This is a genomic window from Streptomyces sp. NPDC029296, from assembly GCF_055569255.1.
In genome coordinates this window covers 1-17474 of the sequence record NZ_JBVHXT010000027.1, presented here as the reverse complement: position 1 = coordinate 17474, position 17474 = coordinate 1, and the positions used below count along the sequence as shown (strand labels likewise).

Annotated in this window: 19 protein-coding genes; 8 read left to right on the top strand and 11 right to left on the bottom strand. The window is 74.5% G+C overall.

Annotated elements, in window-relative coordinates; all coding sequences use genetic code 11:
* Window positions 1–123 precede the first annotated feature (123 nt).
* The gene (locus tag ACZ4W9_RS23355; protein ID WP_467938837.1) at window positions 124–1602 is read left to right on the top strand and encodes a glutamate-cysteine ligase family protein; all 1479 of its coding nucleotides are present in this window, start codon (window positions 124–126) and stop codon (window positions 1600–1602) included.
* 42 nt (window positions 1603–1644) lie between these two features.
* Here the strand turns inward: ACZ4W9_RS23355 and ACZ4W9_RS23350 are convergent, their stop codons facing one another.
* On the bottom strand, window positions 1645–2031 hold the full coding sequence (locus tag ACZ4W9_RS23350; RefSeq protein WP_467938835.1) for a winged helix-turn-helix transcriptional regulator: 387 nt from the start codon (window positions 2029–2031) through the stop codon (window positions 1645–1647).
* 128 nt (window positions 2032–2159) lie between these two features.
* On the opposite strand from ACZ4W9_RS23350, the gene ACZ4W9_RS23345 reads away from it, so the two are divergent.
* From ACZ4W9_RS23345 to ACZ4W9_RS23335, 3 genes are all read left to right on the top strand, one after another.
* Window positions 2160–2810, top strand: coding sequence for an FMN-dependent NADH-azoreductase (locus ACZ4W9_RS23345; protein WP_467938833.1), 651 nt, complete (start codon window positions 2160–2162; stop codon window positions 2808–2810).
* Between the two features lie 162 nt (window positions 2811–2972).
* On the top strand, window positions 2973–3653 hold the full coding sequence (locus ACZ4W9_RS23340; protein ID WP_467938831.1) for a maleylpyruvate isomerase N-terminal domain-containing protein: 681 nt from the start codon (window positions 2973–2975) through the stop codon (window positions 3651–3653).
* Window positions 3654–3850: 197 nt separating this feature from the next.
* Complete coding sequence (locus ACZ4W9_RS23335; RefSeq protein WP_467938829.1) at window positions 3851–4732, top strand: DMT family transporter; 882 nt, start codon at window positions 3851–3853, stop codon at window positions 4730–4732.
* A 4-nt stretch (window positions 4733–4736) separates the two neighbouring features.
* On the opposite strand, the gene ACZ4W9_RS23330 is transcribed toward ACZ4W9_RS23335, so the two are convergent.
* The 5 genes from ACZ4W9_RS23330 to ACZ4W9_RS23310 form a co-directional block, all read right to left on the bottom strand.
* The gene (locus ACZ4W9_RS23330; RefSeq protein WP_467938827.1) at window positions 4737–5180 is read right to left on the bottom strand and encodes a MarR family winged helix-turn-helix transcriptional regulator; all 444 of its coding nucleotides are present in this window, start codon (window positions 5178–5180) and stop codon (window positions 4737–4739) included.
* On the bottom strand, window positions 5177–6244 hold the full coding sequence (locus ACZ4W9_RS23325; protein WP_467938825.1) for an alpha/beta fold hydrolase: 1068 nt from the start codon (window positions 6242–6244) through the stop codon (window positions 5177–5179). Before ACZ4W9_RS23325 ends, ACZ4W9_RS23330 begins: the two co-directional genes overlap by 4 nt.
* Before the next feature lie 155 nt (window positions 6245–6399).
* Window positions 6400–6960 carry a quercetin 2,3-dioxygenase gene (locus ACZ4W9_RS23320; RefSeq protein WP_467938823.1) on the bottom strand — a complete coding sequence of 187 codons (561 nt, stop codon included), beginning with the start codon at window positions 6958–6960 and terminating at the stop codon, window positions 6400–6402.
* Window positions 6961–7055: 95 nt separating this feature from the next.
* Entirely contained in the window at window positions 7056–8102 is a 1047-nt protein-coding gene (locus ACZ4W9_RS23315) for a cytochrome P450 (protein ID WP_467938821.1), read from the bottom strand.
* Window positions 8103–8227: 125 nt separating this feature from the next.
* Entirely contained in the window at window positions 8228–8308 is an 81-nt protein-coding gene (locus ACZ4W9_RS23310; protein ID WP_234470579.1) for a tryptorubin family RiPP precursor, read from the bottom strand.
* A 438-nt stretch (window positions 8309–8746) separates the two neighbouring features.
* Here ACZ4W9_RS23310 and ACZ4W9_RS23305 point away from each other — a divergent pair, with 438 nt between their 5' ends.
* Window positions 8747–9313: a universal stress protein gene (locus ACZ4W9_RS23305; RefSeq protein ID WP_467938819.1), complete on the top strand. Its 567-nt coding sequence runs from the start codon at window positions 8747–8749 to the stop codon at window positions 9311–9313.
* A gap of 21 nt (window positions 9314–9334) precedes the next feature.
* Here the strand turns inward: ACZ4W9_RS23305 and ACZ4W9_RS23300 are convergent, their stop codons facing one another.
* The 3 genes from ACZ4W9_RS23300 to ACZ4W9_RS23290 are packed head-to-tail and all read right to left on the bottom strand — an operon-like array spanning window position 9335 to window position 12559.
* Window positions 9335–9730 (bottom strand): RidA family protein, encoded by a 396-nt coding sequence (locus ACZ4W9_RS23300; RefSeq protein WP_467938817.1) that lies wholly within the window; start codon window positions 9728–9730, stop codon window positions 9335–9337.
* A 10-nt stretch (window positions 9731–9740) separates the two neighbouring features.
* The gene (locus tag ACZ4W9_RS23295; protein WP_467938815.1) at window positions 9741–11357 is read right to left on the bottom strand and encodes an alpha/beta hydrolase; all 1617 of its coding nucleotides are present in this window, start codon (window positions 11355–11357) and stop codon (window positions 9741–9743) included.
* Window positions 11354–12559 (bottom strand): serine hydrolase domain-containing protein, encoded by a 1206-nt coding sequence (locus ACZ4W9_RS23290; protein ID WP_467938813.1) that lies wholly within the window; start codon window positions 12557–12559, stop codon window positions 11354–11356. Before ACZ4W9_RS23290 ends, ACZ4W9_RS23295 begins: the two co-directional genes overlap by 4 nt.
* A gap of 377 nt (window positions 12560–12936) precedes the next feature.
* Between ACZ4W9_RS23290 and uppS the strand changes: the two genes are divergently transcribed.
* Window positions 12937–13626 carry a polyprenyl diphosphate synthase gene (gene uppS, locus ACZ4W9_RS23285; RefSeq protein ID WP_467939008.1) on the top strand — a complete coding sequence of 230 codons (690 nt, stop codon included), beginning with the start codon at window positions 12937–12939 and terminating at the stop codon, window positions 13624–13626.
* On the top strand, window positions 13623–15083 hold the full coding sequence (locus ACZ4W9_RS23280) for an oxygenase MpaB family protein (protein ID WP_467938811.1): 1461 nt from the start codon (window positions 13623–13625) through the stop codon (window positions 15081–15083). Before uppS ends, ACZ4W9_RS23280 begins: the two co-directional genes overlap by 4 nt.
* 60 nt (window positions 15084–15143) lie before the next feature.
* Here the strand turns inward: ACZ4W9_RS23280 and ACZ4W9_RS23275 are convergent, their stop codons facing one another.
* A complete protein-coding gene (locus ACZ4W9_RS23275) occupies window positions 15144–16016 on the bottom strand; it encodes an SGNH/GDSL hydrolase family protein (RefSeq protein WP_467938809.1) in 873 nt (290 codons plus the stop codon).
* 292 nt (window positions 16017–16308) lie between these two features.
* On the opposite strand from ACZ4W9_RS23275, the gene ACZ4W9_RS23270 reads away from it, so the two are divergent.
* On the top strand, window positions 16309–16464 hold the full coding sequence (locus ACZ4W9_RS23270) for a DUF6131 family protein (protein ID WP_467939006.1): 156 nt from the start codon (window positions 16309–16311) through the stop codon (window positions 16462–16464).
* On the opposite strand, the gene ACZ4W9_RS23265 is transcribed toward ACZ4W9_RS23270, so the two are convergent.
* Complete coding sequence (locus ACZ4W9_RS23265) at window positions 16415–17272, bottom strand: hypothetical protein (protein ID WP_467938807.1); 858 nt, start codon at window positions 17270–17272, stop codon at window positions 16415–16417. The genes ACZ4W9_RS23270 and ACZ4W9_RS23265 overlap by 50 nt on opposite strands.
* Between the last annotated feature and the right edge of the window lie 202 nt (window positions 17273–17474).

Sequence of the window (17474 nt, the reverse complement as noted above, 5' to 3'; positions counted from 1 at the left end):
CGGCCGGTCGGCCGCGTCCCCGGGGGCGGTGCCGCAAGGCGCGCCCCCGGCCCGCGTGGTGTGCCGGATCCCCCGGTGCGACGCTGGAGGGGAAGGTGACCGACGAGGGGACCTGGAGGGCCGATGGGACGGGACGTCCCGGCGCTCGTCTTCACCCGCGAGGACCGCCGCCGGTACCGGATCAAGATGCAGAGGTGCCTGGACGCGTTGGCGCGGATGCTGCGCGAGGCGCGTTTCGAGTCGGAGCGGCCCCAGGTCGGCCTGGAGGTGGAGCTGAACCTGGTGGACGACCAGGCCGAGCCGGCGATGCGCAACACCGATGTGCTGGCGGCGATCTCCGACCCGGCCTGGTCCACCGAGCTGGGCCGGTTCAACCTGGAGATCAATGTTCCGCCCCGGCGGCTGACCGCGGGCGGTCCGGACGCCTGGGAGGCGGAGATCCGGGCCGCGCTGAACCACGCCGACGAGCGAGCCCGGTCGGTCGGGGCCCGGCTGATCACGGTCGGGATCCTGCCCACCCTGCGGCAGGAGGAGATCGGCGAGGGCGCGCTGTCGGAGAACCCCCGCTACCGGCTGCTGAACGACCAGATCTTCGCGGCCCGGGGCGAGGACCTGCGCATCGAGATCGACGGGGCGGACCGGCTGCGGACCTATGCCGACACCATCACCCCGGAGGCGGCGTGCACCAGTACGCAGTTCCATCTCCAGGTGTCGCCGGAGGAGTTCGCCGGGTACTGGAACGCGGCGCAGGCGATCGCCGGAATACAGGTCGCGCTCGCGGCCAACTCGCCGTTCCTGTTCGGCAAGGAGCTGTGGCACGAGACCCGGATCCCGCTGTTCGAGCAGGCCACCGACACCCGCCCGGAGGAGATCAGGGTGCAGGGGGTGCGGCCCCGGGTGTGGTTCGGCGAGCGGTGGATCAACAGCGTCTTCGACCTGTTCGAGGAGAACCTGCGCTACTTCCCGGCGCTGCTCCCGCTGTGCGACGAGCAGGATCCGGTGGAGACGCTGGACCGCGGCGACATTCCGGCACTGCCCGAACTCACCCTGCACAACGGCACGATCTACCGCTGGAACCGGCCGGTGTACGCCGTCTCCCGCGACCGGCCGCACATCCGGGTGGAGAACCGGGTGCTGCCCGCCGGCCCGACCGTCGCCGACACCCTCGCCAACGGCGCCTTCTACTACGGCCTGACCCGCGCCCTGGTGGAGGAGGACCGGCCGGTGTGGTCACGGATGTCCTTCGCCGCCGCCGAGGACAATCTGCACACCGCCGCCCGGCTCGGCATCGACGCGCCGCTGTACTGGCCGGGGATGGGCGAGGCGCCGGCACCGGAGCTGGTACTGCGTCGGCTGCTGCCGCTCGCGCACTGCGGCCTGGAGCTCTCCGGCATGGACGCGGCCTGGCGGGAGCCGCTGCTCGGGGTGATCGAGCAGCGGTGTGTGACGGCGCGCAACGGGGCGGTGTGGCAGAAGGAGATGTTCCATCACGTGGCCGACACCGCGCACGCCGGCCGGCACGAGGCACTGCGCCGGATGACCCAGGTGTACATCGACTACATGCATCTCAACGCCCCGGTGCACACCTGGCCGGTCGACTGAGCCGGTACGGTCCCGGCCGGCGCGGCACGCCGGCCGAAGGTGCTAGCCCGGTGCCCGGGTCGACGGGCCCAGGGCGACCCCGGTGCACTGCGGGACGTCGGGCAGGTGGGATTTGGCCCACTGGGCCAGCTGGCGGAGCGCGGGCTCCAAGGCGGCGCCGGCCTCGGTCAGCCGGTAGGAGACGCGCAGCGGGGGGCCCTCGTCGACCTCGCGCAGGACGAGGCCGGCGGCGCCGAGTTCGGCGAGCCGGTCGGAGAGCATGCGTTCGCTGATGCCGGGGATGGCCCGTCTCAGGTCGGCGAAGTAGGCGGGCTGCCCCACCAGGACGGCCACGATCGGCCCGCTCCAGCGCTTGCCGAGGAGCTGGAAGACACGGGTGATGCCGTCGTCCACCCGCTTGCAGGCCGCGCTGTCGTGGTTCTCGTCCATGACCTCAGCCTACTACTCCCGCGTAGGGGACTAAATAAAAGTAAGTCCATGTGATAAAAGTAGTCCAGTACGAAACATCAGCCCGCGCTTCCGGCGTCCGGCTGCTTCAGCCCTTTCTGGAGAGACCCATGGCCACCCTGCTGCACATCGATTCGTCCGTGTTCCCGGCCGAGGCGTCGGCCTCGCGCGTCGTGACGGAGGCCTTCCGCAAGCACTGGCAGGAGGAGCACCCGGAGGGCACGGTCGTCTACCGCGACCTGGCGGCGCGGCCGGTCGCGCACATCACCGCCGAGACCCACCTCGCCGGCTTCACCGACCCGGCCACGCACACCCCGGAGCAGGCCGCCGCGTTCGCCGAGCGCGTCAAGCTGATCGAGGAGCTGGAGCAGGCCGACGCGGTGCTGATCGGCGCCCCGATGTACAACTACACGATCCCCTCCACCCTCAAGGCCTGGCTGGACAACGTGATCCTGATGGGCCGCACCGCGGGCCCCGTCCAGTCCGCCAAGGGCACTCCGGTGACCGTCGTCGCCAGCCGGGGCGGCTCCTACGCGCCGGGCACCCCCCGCGAGGGCTTCGAGTACGTGCAGAACTACCTCGAAGCCGCGCTGGGCACGGGCCTCGGCCTGGACGTGGACTTCATCGTGCCCGAGCTGACCATGGCGTCCGTGAACCCGGAGATGGCCGAACTGGTCCCGCTGTACGAGGCCTCCCGTGACCGCGCCCTGGAGGACGCCGCCGTCAAGGCGCGCGAGCTGGCCAAGCGCCACGCCGCCTGAGCACGCCCCCGCTCCCGGTGACCCCGGACCGCCCGGCGGCGGTCCGGGGTCACGCGCGCGTCCCGGCCCCCGGCCGCCGTACGGGCCACGCCCCCGCCCGGGGCCGTCGGGGCGGGCCGCCTAGGATGCCCCGGACCGGCAGCCGACGGGGGAAGGGGAAGCATGTCGACGGAGTTCACCTCGCGTCCGGCGCGGACGCTGCGCGCCGCCTACGAGGCCGCCTCGGCGGTCGTCGCCGGGCTGGGCGACGAGGAGTCGTGGCAGCCGACCGGGTGCACCGGCTGGGCGGTCCGCGACCTCGTCTTCCACTGCGTGGGGGACGCCCAGCGCGCCCTGGTGGCCCTGCACACGCCCACGGACGAGCCCGCCGACCGGGACTGGACGACGTACTGGCGGGACTGGGCGCCGGGCACCGCCGGGGCGGCGAACGGCCGGCGCTGGGCGCGGGTCAACGGCAGCATGTTCCTGGACTTCGGTCAGCTGAAGGGGCTGTATCTGGAGACGCTGGCGGCGGTCGTGCACGCGGCCGGCGAGACCGACCCCGGGCGGCGGGTGCGCACGCAGGGGCATGTGCTGACGGCCGGCGACCTGCTCACCACGCTCGCGGTGGAGGCGACCGTCCACCACCTAGACCTGATCGCGGCACTCCCGCTCGCCCCGAAGCCCTCGCCGGAGGGTCTGGCCGCCGTGCGCGCCACCCTCGACGGGCTGCTCGGCCGGCCCGCACCGCGGGAGTGGAGCGACGCCCACTACGCGCGGGTGGGCACCGGCCGGGCCGCCCTCACCGACGCCGAGCACGCCGCCCTGGGCCCGGCGGCCTGCCGCCTCCCCCTGTTCGGATGAGCCGGCCCGGCGGGGCCGCGGCGACCGCCACCGCGCCGGACGCGGTGGCGGACCGTCGGCACCACGGCCTCCACGGCCTCCACGGCCGGGTGAGCCCCCCGGCGCGGGCCTCCGTACGGCGCGGGCGCGCCTCCTTCCGTAGGCTGAAGGCGTCCGATTCCTCCCGCCGGGAGGTCTGCCGCAGGCAGGAGACGGCCGTGATCGAACTCGCCGCGGTGTTCGCCGTCGCGGGAGCGGCGAGCAACGCCGTGGGCACCGCGTGCCAGCGCAAGGCGGCCTCCGCCAGCAGCCGCGGCGGGTTCCGGCTGCTCGCGGAGCTGGTGCGCCGGCCCGTCTGGGTGATCGGCATGGCCGGTGTGGCGTGCGCCGCGCTGTTCCAGAGCCTGGCCCTGGTCAACGGCCCGCTCGCCTTGGTGCAGCCGCTGTTCATCCTCGAACTGCCCTTCGCGCTGCTCATCGCCGCTCCGCTGATGCACCGGCGGCTGCCGCGCTCGGGCTGGTGGGGGGTCGGCGGCTGCCTGGCGGGCCTCGCCGTCCTGCTGCTGGCGGCGGCCCCGCACGGCGCCACCGACCAGGCGCCGATGGGCCGGTGGCTGCCGGCCCTGCTGCTGTGCGCCGGCGCGATGGCCCTGGCGGTGGGACTGGCCGGCCGGGGGCGCTCCCCGGCCCGGCGTGCCGCGCTGCTGGCGGGCGCCTCCGCGACGGGCAACGCGCTGACCGCCGCCCTGCTGAAGTCGGCGAGCGGCACCTTCGCCGACCACGGCCTCGCGGCGTTCCTGCGGTCCTGGCAGACGTACGGCTTCGCGCTCGCCGGGATCGCCGCCGTGCTGCTGCTGGAGAACGCGTTGCAGGCCGGCCCGCTGGCCGCGGCGCAGCCCGCGCTGACCATCGGTGACGCGGTGGTGAGCCTGGCCCTCGGCGTCACCCTCTTCGGCGAGCGGATCCGCACCGGGTGGTGGCTCGTGCCCGAGCTGTGCGGGGCGCTGCTGATCGTCGCGGGGGTGTTGGTGCTCAGCCGGGCCGTGCAGCGCATCGAGGTGGTCCCGGCCCCCGCCGGGGAGCGGAGCGTGGCCTCCTGACCGGTCAGGGAGCCGCGACGAGCGGGGGCACGCCCCAGTCGGAGCGCAGCGCGCCGTCCAGGGCGCGGGCCGCGTCCGCTCCGATGCGCTCCAGCAGGACCGACTCGATCACCCCGATCGTGGCCTGCGCGCGCTCGTGCACGCGTCGGCCCTCGGCGGTCATCCGGATCAGCCGCCGCCGGGCGGACCCCGGGTCGGGTTCCTGCCCCAGCAGCCCCATGCCGATCAGTCCGTGCACTGCCTGATGGGCGGTCTGCCGGGTGACGCCCATCCGCCGGGCGAGTTCGGAGACGGTGGTGCCCTCGGCGTCGAGCATCGCGAAGACGGACGCCTGCGCCGTGGTCACCGGCTGCTCGCCCGCCGCCTCCATGCTGGCGAACAAGGCGTCCTCGAACCAGCGGCGGGCCTCGGACAGGAGCTGGGGCAGATTGGCGGCGCGGTGACTCATGGCTCCTCGGAAGGTCGGATACCCAGCGGATTATCCTCCTGTTGTCCGGCCCCCTGCTCCCCTTGCCCGGCCTCCTCTCCCCCTTGTGCGGCCTCCTGTTCCCCGGCTCCCCGACCGCAGTGCCGGGCGATGAACCGGGCCGTCCGCGCGAGGCACCGCTCGGCCTCCTCCTCCGTGATCCCCACCCACAGGTGGTTCGCGCCGGGCACCCGCACGTGTTCGACCGGCACCCCTGCGGCCCGCAGGGCGGTCGCGAGCCGGTCGCTCTGCGCACACGGCACGAACTCGTCCTCGGTACCGTGCAGCAGCAGGAACGGCGGTGCCGCCGGGGTCACCCGCAGCGCGGGGCTGGCGTCCCGGGCCGCGTCGGGGACGGCGGCAGGGGCGGCCCCGAGCAGCAGCGCCTCCCGGGAGGTGGGGTCCTCCGCGTCGAAGCGGCCCGGCGGGTGGTCCTCGGCGAGGCGGGTGAGGTCGGTGGGCGCGTACCAGGTGACGCAGCCGCGCACGGTCGCCGCCCGTCCGCCGGGGCCGGCCGTCCCGGCGGTGAGCGCGGTCAGCGCGGCCAGGTGACCGCCGGCGGACTCGCCCCACAGGACCACCCGGTCCGGGTCCAGGCCCAGCTCGCCGGCCCGGTCGCGCAGCCAGACCAGCAGCGCGCGCAGGTCGTCCAGCTGGGCCGGGTGCCGGGCCTCGCCGCTGAGCCGGTAGTCGGGACAGACCACCGCCACCCCGGAGCCGGCCAGCCGCGCGAACGGGTCCGGCCGCGGGTGCCGGAAGAGCGGGCCCAGGTCGTCGCGCAGGCCGGTGCGCCAGCCGCCCCCGTGCACGAAGACGACCACCGGCAGCGGGCCGTCCGCCGGCTCGGGCAGCCACAGGTCGGCCTCCAGCGGCCGGCCGCCGTCGGGCACGGCGTAGACGGCGCCGCGCAGCAGCCGGACGCCGGGCGCGGGCCGGGCGGACGGCGGCAGGGGCAGGCGGGCGGGGTCGGGGGGTGCCAGCAGTTCCAGGGGGAACCGCGGAACGTCATGAGGTGTGGGGGCTGGGTGTGCGGCTTCTTCCGGCACGGGGTGCTCCTCGGGTGGCAGGGGGTTCCCTCGGCGGGCGAGGCGGGGGAACGGGGTCCGGGCGCCGGCGGTGGTGAGCGGGCGCCCGTCGGTGCCCGGTGCCGGGGCGCGCGGTGTCACCGGACGCGGCGCCCGCCCCGCACGGGACACGGCCGTCAGCTCCCGGTGCGCCACTGGTGGTCGGGGCGGAACCGGACGTCGTACTGCTGGGGCACGGTCGCGAACTTCTCCCGTTCCGGCACGAACGGCCGGCCCGGCAGGCCCAGTTCCTCGGCCGGGGTGCCGAGGGACTCGAAGAATCGCTCGAAGGTGCCGCCCGGTCCGGCGGCCACGCCCACGACCTGCGAGTGGTGGCGCTCCATGCGGTAGGCGTGGACGCAGTTCTTCGGCACGAATCCGAAGTCACCCGGCGTGAGCAGCTTCTCGTACTGCTCGCCCTCGAGGTCCTCCACGAAGAGCCGTACGGCCCCGTGGGTGATGTAGAAGACCTCGTAGGTGTCCGCGTGCGAGTGGGCGGGGATCAGCTCGCCCTTCGGGCCCTCGCAGGTGAAGAAGTTGAAGGTGTTCTCGGTCTGCTCGCCGCCCGCGTAGACCGTGATCAGGTCGCCGAACAGGTGGGCCCGGTCGCCCAGGCCCTTCTCGATGAAGTAGGGCTTGCCCGGCTCCGGCGGGATGAAGGAGCGGGCCCGGTAGCGGGTGGCGTATTCGATGGTCATGCGGAGCCTCCGGTTCCATGCGCTATTCATGTCAGGTTACCTGACATACAGAGCGCGGCCAACGGGCCGAGGCGGGATTTTCCGCGCGGTGACCGTCAGCGCGGCCGGGTCAGCCGTACCTCCTCCACGCCCAGCAGTCCGAGCAGCGGCACCCGGCCGACCCGCTGGCCGGGGTCGACCACGAGTCCGGAGCCGCGCACCAGGTCCAGCAGCAGTTCCGCCAGCGGCATGACCATGTGGCGGCCCCAGCAGCGTTCCGACACATGGCCGAAGGGCAGATAGCCGGGGGCGGTGTCGGGGTCGAGGTGGTCCCAGCGCTCCGGGCGGAAGGTGTCGGCGTCGTCCCAGAGGGCGGGGTCGCGGTGGGAGAGCAGCGGCAGCAGCAGGACGTCGTCCCGCTCCCCGATCCGGTCGTCGATGGCCGGGTATTCGGGCGAGGCGTTGCGCAGGATGTTCCACGAGGGCGGCAGCAGCCGCAGCGATTCCAGGATGATGTTCCGGTTGGAGGTGCCCTCGTCGAACGGGGCGCCCAGCCAGAGGGCGTTGGCCACGAGGGTGGAGACGGTGAAGCAGACGGGGGCCGCGGCCCTGCGGTACATGCCCATGGCGTACCGCCGTTCCTGGTAGCCGCGGGCCTCGGCCGTGCGGTTCGCGAGGCCGGTGAGCCGGGGGTCCGGCCGGGGCCGGCCGGGCAGGGCGGCGCCGACGGCGATCACCGACCAGGTGAGCTTGGGGGTCAGTTCGAGGGTGCGGCTCATCAGCGTGCGCAGCCGGCGGGGGTCCTGGCCGAGGATGAGGTCACGCAGGAAGTTGTGCCCGGTCAGCGGCCAGGGGCCGGCGAGGTCCACGCCGTCGGGCAGCGGCCGGGCGAGGGCCTCGCGCACGTCGTTGCCGATGGTGCGGGTGACGGCGGAGGCCTCGGAGCGGGATATGGAACGCCCGTGCAGCGGCTTGAAGGTGGGCCGCTCGGTCTCGGTCGCCCGGCGCGCGGCCAGGATGCGGTCGGCGACCTCGGGGCCCGCGACGCCGACGGTGTCCGGTTCCAGCCGGAAGACGTCCCGGCCCAGGTGGTCGCCGATGAGGGCGGCGAGCCGCGGGGCGAACACCGTGGTGCGCGCCCGCGCGGTGGATGACGGCGGCATGGCTCCTCCGATACGGGACGGGGGCGTGGTCAGGGAAGTCCGGTGCGCGGCGGGACGCCGTCGCCCGGCCGGACCGCCGTGCGGTCCGGCCGGGCGACGATGTCACCGCGCGGGCGCGGGGCGGATCAGTACCACAGGTACCAGGCGTTGGCCTTGAGGCTCTTGCCGGCGGCGACCCGGTTGCGGATGGCGAAAAGAAGCTTCATCACTGCACCTCCCCTCGGGGACGGACGGGTGACACGCGACGGCTCCGGCCGGGCCGGTGAAGATCACGTGTCGGCGACCACCGGAACCTTCCCAAGATCGTTCACCGGTTAATCACCAGGGCGGTCAAAAACCCTGCCAGGCAGCCGTTTTCGGACTTTCGCCGATCATCGGCGCTCCGGTTCGCCCGCCGTGCCGACGCCCGCGAGCCATGCGGTCACCGTCGCCCGGGCACTGGTGGGCGGGCGCACGCATGCCCGGATGCCGGACAACGGGTCGCCGGGATCGGACACGAACGCACCGCGCGGCCGGGCGATCCGGCGGCCGGAGGTTGGCCGGATACCGTCCTGCGTCCGGCCCTGCCCTCCGGAATCCACCCAAGGCCACTTGTCCCGAATTGGCTTTGCAGAGCGGGTATTGGCCTTCCTAGCCTGGGTGGTATGGCACCACTGGGAAGCCCGTACGACGAGCGGGCGGGAAACGTCGTCGTCGGGGTGAGCGACTCGCTCGCCGGACTGGCCGCGCTGCGGCGCGGTGTCCGGGAGGCCCGGGCGACCGGGCGGACGCTGGTGGCCGTCCACGCCTGGGAGCCACCGGAGGGCGAGGCGCTCTACGCACGCCGGCCGGAGACGTCATGGGCCCGGCTGTGGGCCGGCGAGGCGCGGCGCCGCCTGGAGCGGGCCTTCGATCTGGCGGTGGGCGGGCCCCCGGCGGACCTGCGGATCGTACGGCGGGTGATCAGGGGCCCCGCCGGGCCGGTGCTCTGCTCGGTCGCCGCGTCCGCCGACGACCTGCTGGTCATCGGCATGGCCCGGCGGCGGGGGCCGCTCGCCCGGCTGCGCCCCCGGCCGGTGCACCGGTTCGTGCCGGCCCGGGCCGTGTGCGAGGTGCTGATCGCGGCCGGCCCCCGCCTCCTGCCCCACGAGGCACGGATCCTGCGGCGCGGCGAGAAGGCGGCCGGGCCGGGCGGACGCGCACCGCTGACCGGCCGGCCCGTGGTGCCGTAGCAGGCGGGCCGGCCGTCGTGTTCACCTTCCGGCCGGGCGGCGGGCGTCGACCTCGATCTCTATCCTCATGCGAGGGTCGGCGAGACCGCACTCCAGCATGGTGGCGGCTGGCCGGACGTCGCCGAAGCAGCGGCGCAGCACCGGCCAGCAGGGCTCGAAGTCCGCGCGGTCCGGGAGCAGACAGCGCACCCGGACCACGTCCGCGAAGCCGCACCCCGCCTCGGCCGGCGCGGCGCCGATGTTGCGCAGGCACTGCTCGGCCTGCTCCACGACGTCGTCGGAGATCGTCATGGTGGTGTAGTCGAACCCGGTGGTCCCGGAGACATGGACCCGGTCCCCGTCGACCACGGCGCGGGCGTAACCGATCCGCTCCTCGAAGGTGGTGGATCCGCTGAGAAGCGCACGTCGTTGCGTCATGTACGGAACGTCAGGCGCCCGCCCCGGCCGGACCGAACGCGCCGTCTCGCCGGGTGGGCCGGGGGCAGCCGACGTCCTCGGCCGGCAGGCGGCCGGTCGCGAGGTAGGCGTTGACCGTGGCGTCCACGCACGGGCTCCCGTACACGCCGTAGACCGCGTGCTGGTCGGCGTCGCGCAGGGTGACCAGGCGGGAGCTGGGCCAGTCGCGGCGCACCGCCCGGGCCCCCTGGTAGACGGTGCGGGGGTCGCCGGTGGCGTTGACGAGCAGGGCGGGCAGGTCGGCGCGGATGGTGGTGGGGCGCTCGCGCGGCGGATCCCAGAACGCGCAGGGGTTGATGTTGTTGGTGACCGCGGCGAACAGGCGGTCCCCGGTCCCGGCGCGGCGCAGGTCGCGCCAGTACGTCTCCGGGTCGCGGGGCGCGGGCACGTCCCCGCACAGGATGGACGTCTGCGCGCTGCCGTAGGCGGAGTCGTGCCCGGTCAGCGTGAACTCCAGGACCGAGGCCAACCACGGGGACGGGGTGACGGTCCGGCCCTCGGCGGCGTGCCGCAGGTCCCGCACGCCCTCGGCGAAGTCGCCGTAGGCCCTGGGGTCGTCCTGCGAGAGGCCGTTGAAGACGACGACGGGCAGGACGTGGTCGTCCACCCGGTAGCCGCCGACGCGCAGCGGGGTGCGGGCGGCGGCCGACCGGGCCGTCTCCACGGCCGCCAGCACGGCGGCGCGGGTGCGTCCCAGTCCGTAGGCCGCGTGGTGGGCGGCGGTCCAGTCGGCCCAGCCGCGCAGGGCGTGCCGGTTGGCCTCCTCGGAGTCGCGCAGCAGCCGGGGGCTGTAGCGCGCGGGGTCGATCACGCCGTCCAGGACGACCCGGTCGACGCGCCGCGGGAACATCGTCGCGTAGACCTGGCCGAGGTAACTGCCGTAGGAGTAGCCCAGGTAGGAGATCCGGCGCTCACCCAGCGCGGCCCGGATCACGTCCATGTCGCGCGCGGTGTTGCGGGTGCCGGAGTGCGGCAGCAGGTCGCCGGCGTGGGTGCGGCAGCGGCGGGCCAGGTCCGCGGCGAAGCCGGCTTCGCGATCGAAACCGGCGCGGCCGGTGCCGGCGCCGCGGATCATGCTGCTGGTGGGCCAGCGGCAGTCCAGCGGGGTGCTGCGGCCGACGAAGCGGGGGTCGACGCCCACCACGTCGTAGCGCGCGGCCACCTCCCGCAGGGCGCGGCGCACGAAGGGCGGGTCGCCGAGGGTCGGGCCGCCGGGACCGCCGCCGTTGAGCAGCAGAGCACCGGCGCGGTGCGCGGTGTCGGTGCCCCGGATGCGGGAGATGGCGACGGTGAGGGTACGGCCGTCCGGGCGGGAGTAGTCCAACGGGACGGTGACGTCGGCGCATTGGGCGCCGGCCTGGTCGAGTTCCCTGCCGGTGGCGTCGTCGGGGCCGAGCAGACAGCTCTTCCAGCGCAGGTGCTGGTGGTGGTAGCGGGCGAGTGGGTCGGCCGCGGGGCGGGCGGCTGAGGCCGGGGCGGCGGTCAGGGACAGCACGCCCGCCAGGGCGAGGGCGACGGCCGCCGCGGCCCGGGGGAGGGGGCGGCGCGGGCGGCGGTGCCCGTCGTCCGGGGAGGGGGTGCCGGTCATGCCGAGGTCCTTTCGGCGGGGGCGTTCTCGCAGAGGGCCCGGTCGACGACGTCGAGGAAGTCCAGTTCGGCCCGGAGCGTGGCGGGCACCTCGTTCAGGGCGACGGCGACGGTGCGCCCGCCGGGACCGGTGGCGACCAGCGCCCGGTGGCCGCCGGGCACGGTGCCGGCGTGGCCCCACCAGGTGCCGCCGCAGGACAGCGGGGAGGAGATCAGGCCGAGGCCGTAGCGGGCGCCGGGCCAGAGCCGGTCGGGGTCGGCGGCCACCGTCCGCCGCATCTCGGCGAGTTGGGACGGGGGCAGCAGCCGGCCGGTGAACAGCGCGCCGGCGAACCGGGTCAGGTCGGCCGGGGTGGACACCAGGGCGCCGCCGGCCCCGCCGAAGGTCGTGTTCCAGTCCGTGCCGTCCACGCGGCGGCCGTCGGCCGCGGTGAAGTAGCTGTGCGAGTGCGGGCCGCGGATGCGGGGGTCGTCGCCGGGCCAGTACGTGTCGCGCAGGCCCAGCGGCGCGATGATCCGGCGGGTGATCTCCGCCTCCGGGCTGTGGCCGGTGACCTCCCGGATGATCAGCCCGGCGACGAGGTAGTTGGTGGTCGCGTAGTGCCAGGTGCCCTCGGGTGCCGGCAGCCGCAGGGCGCGGGCGACGAGCCGGCGCGGCTCGAAGTGGCGGTAGCGCACCCGCTCGGGGTGCCGCCACTCGGGCGCGTCCAGGTAGTCGGGCAGCCCGCTGGTGTGCCGCAGCAGCTGCCGTACGGTGATCCGGCGGCCGTCGTGACCCCCCGCGCGGATCAGGCCGGGCAGATAGCGCTCGACCGGCGCGTCCAGGGAGAGCCGCCCCTCGGCGGCCAGGCGCAGGACGACGGTCGCGGTGAAGGTCTTGGTGACGCTGCCGGCCCGGAGCCGGTCGGTGGCGTTCATGGGGCGGTGGGTGCGCAGATCGGCCACGCCGTCGGTCACCGTCCAGCGGGCGCAGGGGGCGGCCTGGCCGGGGTCGGTGACCAGGACGGCGGCGCCGGCGATGCGGTCGTGCGTCACCAGGTGGTGCACGGACCGGCTCACCGCCGGGTGCGGGCCGCAGGCGCGGGGCGCGCCCGGGGCCGGGTGTGCGACGGCGGCGGGGGCGGCGCTCAGCAGGCAGGCCACGGCCATGGCCACGAGTCCGGCGCGCCGGCGCGGCGCGGTGCGGGGTAAGGAAAATGCCATGTCCCGCACGCTAGGCAACGCCCGCCGTGTCCTCATTCCGGCAGGCAGGCGGATCGGCCGGGGGGCGGGCCCCAGTGCGGGACCGGAGGAAAACCCCCCGTCCCGCCCGGGTTTGCCCGGCGCACCGGCGTACGCGCCGGGTTCCGCACACCAGTGCCAAGGGTGAACCGCGGCCGCCCGACCCGCCGTCCGGGCGGGCGGCTGTCAGTCTGCTGGGGACGATCCGGCCCGCGACCCGAGGGGGCCGGGCAGCGGCACGGGCCCGCTCGTGGCCGCCGGGAGCAGGCAGGACGGTGGAGGAAGTCGTGGAGGATTCCGCCTCCGGTGCGGTCCGGGACGAGGGCCGCCGGGGGGTGCCGCGGCACGTGGCGTGCGTCATGGACGGCAACGGCCGCTGGGCGGCACGGCGGTCGCTGCCGCGCACCTCGGGGCACCGCGCGGCCGAGACGACGGTGATCGACGTCATCGAGGCGGCCCGCACGGCCGGGGTGGGATGGCTGAGCCTGTACGCGTTCTCCACGGAGAACTGGCAACGGCCCGGTCCCGAGGTCGACTTCCTGATGCGGCTGGTCCGCCGGGTGGTGCGCAAGCACGCCCCGTTGCTGCACGCGCGCGGCATCCGCTGCCGGTTCCTCGGTGTGTCTGATCCGCGAATCCCCGCGCCGCTGGCCCGGGACTTCGCCGATCTGACGACCCTGACCGGCGGGAACCGGGGCATGACGCTGACCGTGGCGTTCGATCACGGCGGGCGCCGGGACATCGTGGCGGCGGCGCGGTCGCTGATCCGCAGCGGGGTGCCGGCCGAGGCCGTGGACGAGCGGAGCTTCGCCGCCCATCTGCCCTTCCCCGACACCCCCGATGTGGACCTCGTCATCCGGACCTCCGGGGAGCAACGCATCTCCAACTTCATGCTCTGGCAGGTCGCCTACGCGGAATGGATCTTCTCGCCGGTCCTGTGGCCCGACTTCCGCGCACCGCACTTCCTGGAGTGCCTGCACACCTATCAGCAGCGCGATCGCCGCTTCGGCGGCGTACGGCCGAACGCGAACGGAGAACGACGAACGTGACCGAGACGGGCGCCGACGAGCCCCAGCCCACCACCGGTGCCGACCAGCTCTTCGGCCTGGGCAGCCGGTTCCGCGGTTTCTTCGACGATCCGCGCTGGGCGCTGGCCATCATCCGGGCGACCGTGCTGGAGGCGGCGCACCCGCAGATCGGCGCCGCCCTCGCCGACAACTCGACGTTCGTGACGCACCCGTGGCGGCGGCTGCGCAACACGATCACGAGCCTGCAGCGCATGTCCGGCGACGACGAGGAGGTACGGCGCAAGGAGGCGGCGCGGCTCAACCGGCTGCACGCCCGGCTGAGCGGCACCGACGCGCACGGCCGGACCTACGACGCGATGGATCCGGCGGTGCGCGCCTGGGTGGTGGCGACCCTCTTCGAGAGCAGCGTCACCATGTGCCGGTTCAGCGGGCAGCCGCTGGAGCAGGAAGCCATCGAGGAGCTGTACGGCGAGTTCCGGGGCTATCTGGCCACCCTGGACGGCGATGCCCGGCACCTTCCGCCCACAGTCCACGAGTTCTGGCCGTACTACGAACGGGTGGTGGAGGAGGAGCTGGAGCACACGGAGGCGATGCGCATCATCCTCTACCGGCTCTTCGACCACCTGCCCGCGCCGCCCCTGCTGCACGGTCTGCCCACGGTGTGGGCGGCCGGCCGGGCGCTCGTGGGGCCGCTCATCGGCGTGGTCACGGTGGCGTCCCTGCCGGAGCCGTTCCGCCGGCGGGCGGGCCTGCCCGAACTGCCCGGCGCCCGGACCCTGATGCAGAGCGCCTATCTGGGCGTCGGCCTCGCCCGGTTCCTTCCGGAGGGCTGGCTGCGTACCGAGACGGTGCTGGACCTGCTCGCCCTCTCCCCCGACAGCGACGACCCCCGGGCCCGGACGCTGCGGGCACTGCGCGACCGGATGCGGCGGGCCGGGGCCCTGGTCCGGCTGATCACTCCGCTGCCGCCGGAGCCGGAGCCGGGCGCGGACACCGGTGTGCGGCGCGGCGCGGAGGAGTTCTTCGCCACGGTGCTGGACCAGACCGGGGACGGCTATCTGGACTGGCCCGACCTCGCCGCGATGGCCCGGGAGATCGCCGGCCGCCTCGACCTGGACGAACCGGCGGAGACCCGGCTCTACGACGCGTTCGCCGACTGGTGGCGGGAACTCCAGGCGGCTCTCGACGCCGACGGCGACGGCCGGGTCAGCCGCCGGGAGTACGCCGAGGCCGTGCCGTCGCTCGCCGGTCCCGCACTGATCAGGGTCGCCGAGGTCCTCTTCGACGTCACCGACGCCGACGGCGACCAGCGGGTCGACGCGGACGAGTACCGGGCGCTGTTCCGCCGGGGCTTTCGCCGCGACCTGGCCGACGCCGACGGCAGCTACCCGCGCGGGGCGTTCGTCCGGGACTTCCTGTCCTTCATGTCGGGCCGCGCCCGCTCGACGCCGTACGATCCGCTGCTCGCCGAGGCCTGACCCGGGGCCCGGCCGCCGGACCGGGGCCGCCGGTGAGAGACGGGGCGTGGCGGTGTCCGGTCAGCCGAGGCCGAGGACGCTCAGGGTGCGGTCGGCCATGCGCCGCTCGCCGAGGGCGTTGGGGTGGACGGGGACGATGTTCTGCCCGAACAGCAGCGGCTCGATCCAGCGGGTGCCGGCCGGCCGGCAGGCGTCGTGCCCCGCGGAGGCCTCGGCGAAGTCCACGTAGGTGGCTCCGGACTCCTCGGCGGCGCGCTGGACCACGGAGTTGAGGTGGGCCTGGAGGGAGTGCAGGTAGGGCACGTCACCGGCGGCGATGGGCAGCTTGACGAAGCAGGACGGGTCGGCGGTGGCGGGCGTGATCCACGGGTAGCCGAGCACGGCCACCCGGGCGTGGGGGGCCTTGGCGCGGACGGCGCCGAGCGCGGCCTTCAGCGCCGGGTAGGTCTTGGCGTCGATCTCGTCGTCGAAGGACGTGCCGTACTTGTCCTTGCACGGGCTGCCCTTGCCGCCGCTGAAGACGCCCGCGGCACCGCAGGAGGTCACGGCGTTGATGAAGGTGCCGTTGTCGTTGCCGCCGATGGTCAGCGTCACCAGGTCGGTGTCCGCGGTGACGGCGTCGGCCTGGGGGGCGACGCCGGGATACTGGGACTCGGTGAAGTGCTTGGTCTGGGCGGCGCCGCAGGTGACGTCCGTCAGCCGGGCGCCGGTCCGGGCGGCGATGGCGTGGGGGTAGTTCGCGGTGGAGCGCAGACAGAGCGGGCTGCCGAGGTCGACGGGCAGCACACCGGACGCGGCGCTGTAGCTGTCGCCGAGGGCGGCGTAGTCCAGGGACGTGCCGGCCTGGGCGGGGGCCGCGGCGAGACCGAGGGCCAGGGCGCCGAGGGCCGCGGACGCCGCGGTGAGGACACGGCGCAGTGATGACATGGGCATGACATTCTCCCTTCCGGGAAGGACACGGGACGCACGGGCATACCGGTGCCACGGGCGCGCCGGGAGGGATTACCGAGGAGTTCTACCGATAGGTAATGTGAGGCCCCCGCAACCAGAAAGCAACGTTGCGGACCGAACTTTTGAAACACGGAAGGACTTGGCCCGCTCACGGCCGCCGTCGGCCGGGCAAAGGCCGTCCCGTTATGCGAAGTTTTTACGCCGCAGGATGCGATGTGTGCCGCGTTCGGGGCACACGGACGGCAGGAGCACCACTACCAGCTGGAGGCACGCCATGATCGCCCTCGGCATCATCCTGCTCATCATCGGCTTCGTCACGGGCATCTCGATCCTGTGGACTATCGGCATCATCCTGCTGGTGGTGGGAGCCATCCTGTGGATCATGGGATCCATGGGCCACGCGGTCGGCGGCCGTCGCCACTTCTGGTAGCCGCGGTCCGGCCCGGTCCCTCCTTCCGGCGCACCCGCTCTCGGCGGGTGCGCCGGAGTGCGTCGGGAGTCAGGCGCGGGTGCCGCTGGGGAGGAGAACTGCTCGCCCCTGTGGCCGTCGTCACCGCGTCCGCGGAGGCCGTCACCTCGGAGACATCGAGAGCGTCGGGTCCGGTCCCCGGGCTGAGACCGGTGACGTCCGAGCCGTCGAGGCCGGCGCGGCGCAGGGTGGCGGCGCCGTTCCGGCCGACGGCGCCGAGCAGCCAGTAGACGTGGCCGGCGGTGGGGGCCGTCGGGCCGAGGCCGGCTTCCGGCCCGGTCCGCCGGAGCACGGTCCGCTCGCCGGTGACCACGTCGGTCAGCCGGGTGGTGGACTCGTACAGCGCGCGGACGCGCTGCCGGTCCTGGGAGACGATCCCGCCGTGACCCACGGCCGGGAAGGTGGCCCGGTGGTGGGTGCCGCCGCCGATCGTGACGACGTTCGCCGGGTCCCGCAGGCTCAGGCAGGCCACGCCGGCCCGGCCGCCGTGGTTGTAGCAGGCGAAGGTCACGGTGTCGCCGTCGACGCCGAGGGCCGTGCCGGCGCCGCGGCCCTGCCACAGGGTGCGCACCGGCCCGCCCGCGAGCGGCCGGGCCAGGACTTCCACGCCGGAGGGTCCTTGGGCCTGCCACACCACCGTCTTGCCCTCGGTGCGGCCGGCCCCCACCGAGTACGGCTCCGAGCCCGACGCGTCGGAGGTGGCGGCGGCCCGCCGGCCGCCGCCCGCGCCGAGGCGGGAGTCGGCGGTGGTGACGCGGCAGAGCAGCACGTCGGAGTCGACGCCGAGGGCCTTCTCCCGGTGCGGGACGATGCCGTGCGCGGTGAAGGCCTTCCGGACGGCCGTGAGGCCGCGTCCGCCGCCGCCCGGGGGCGGGGGGGGGGGGGGGCAAAACCGCCGGAGCCACGGAGGGGGGGGCAGGATGCAAACAAAACCCATACAGCTAGCGAGCCCTCACCAAAGAGAGCGGCGA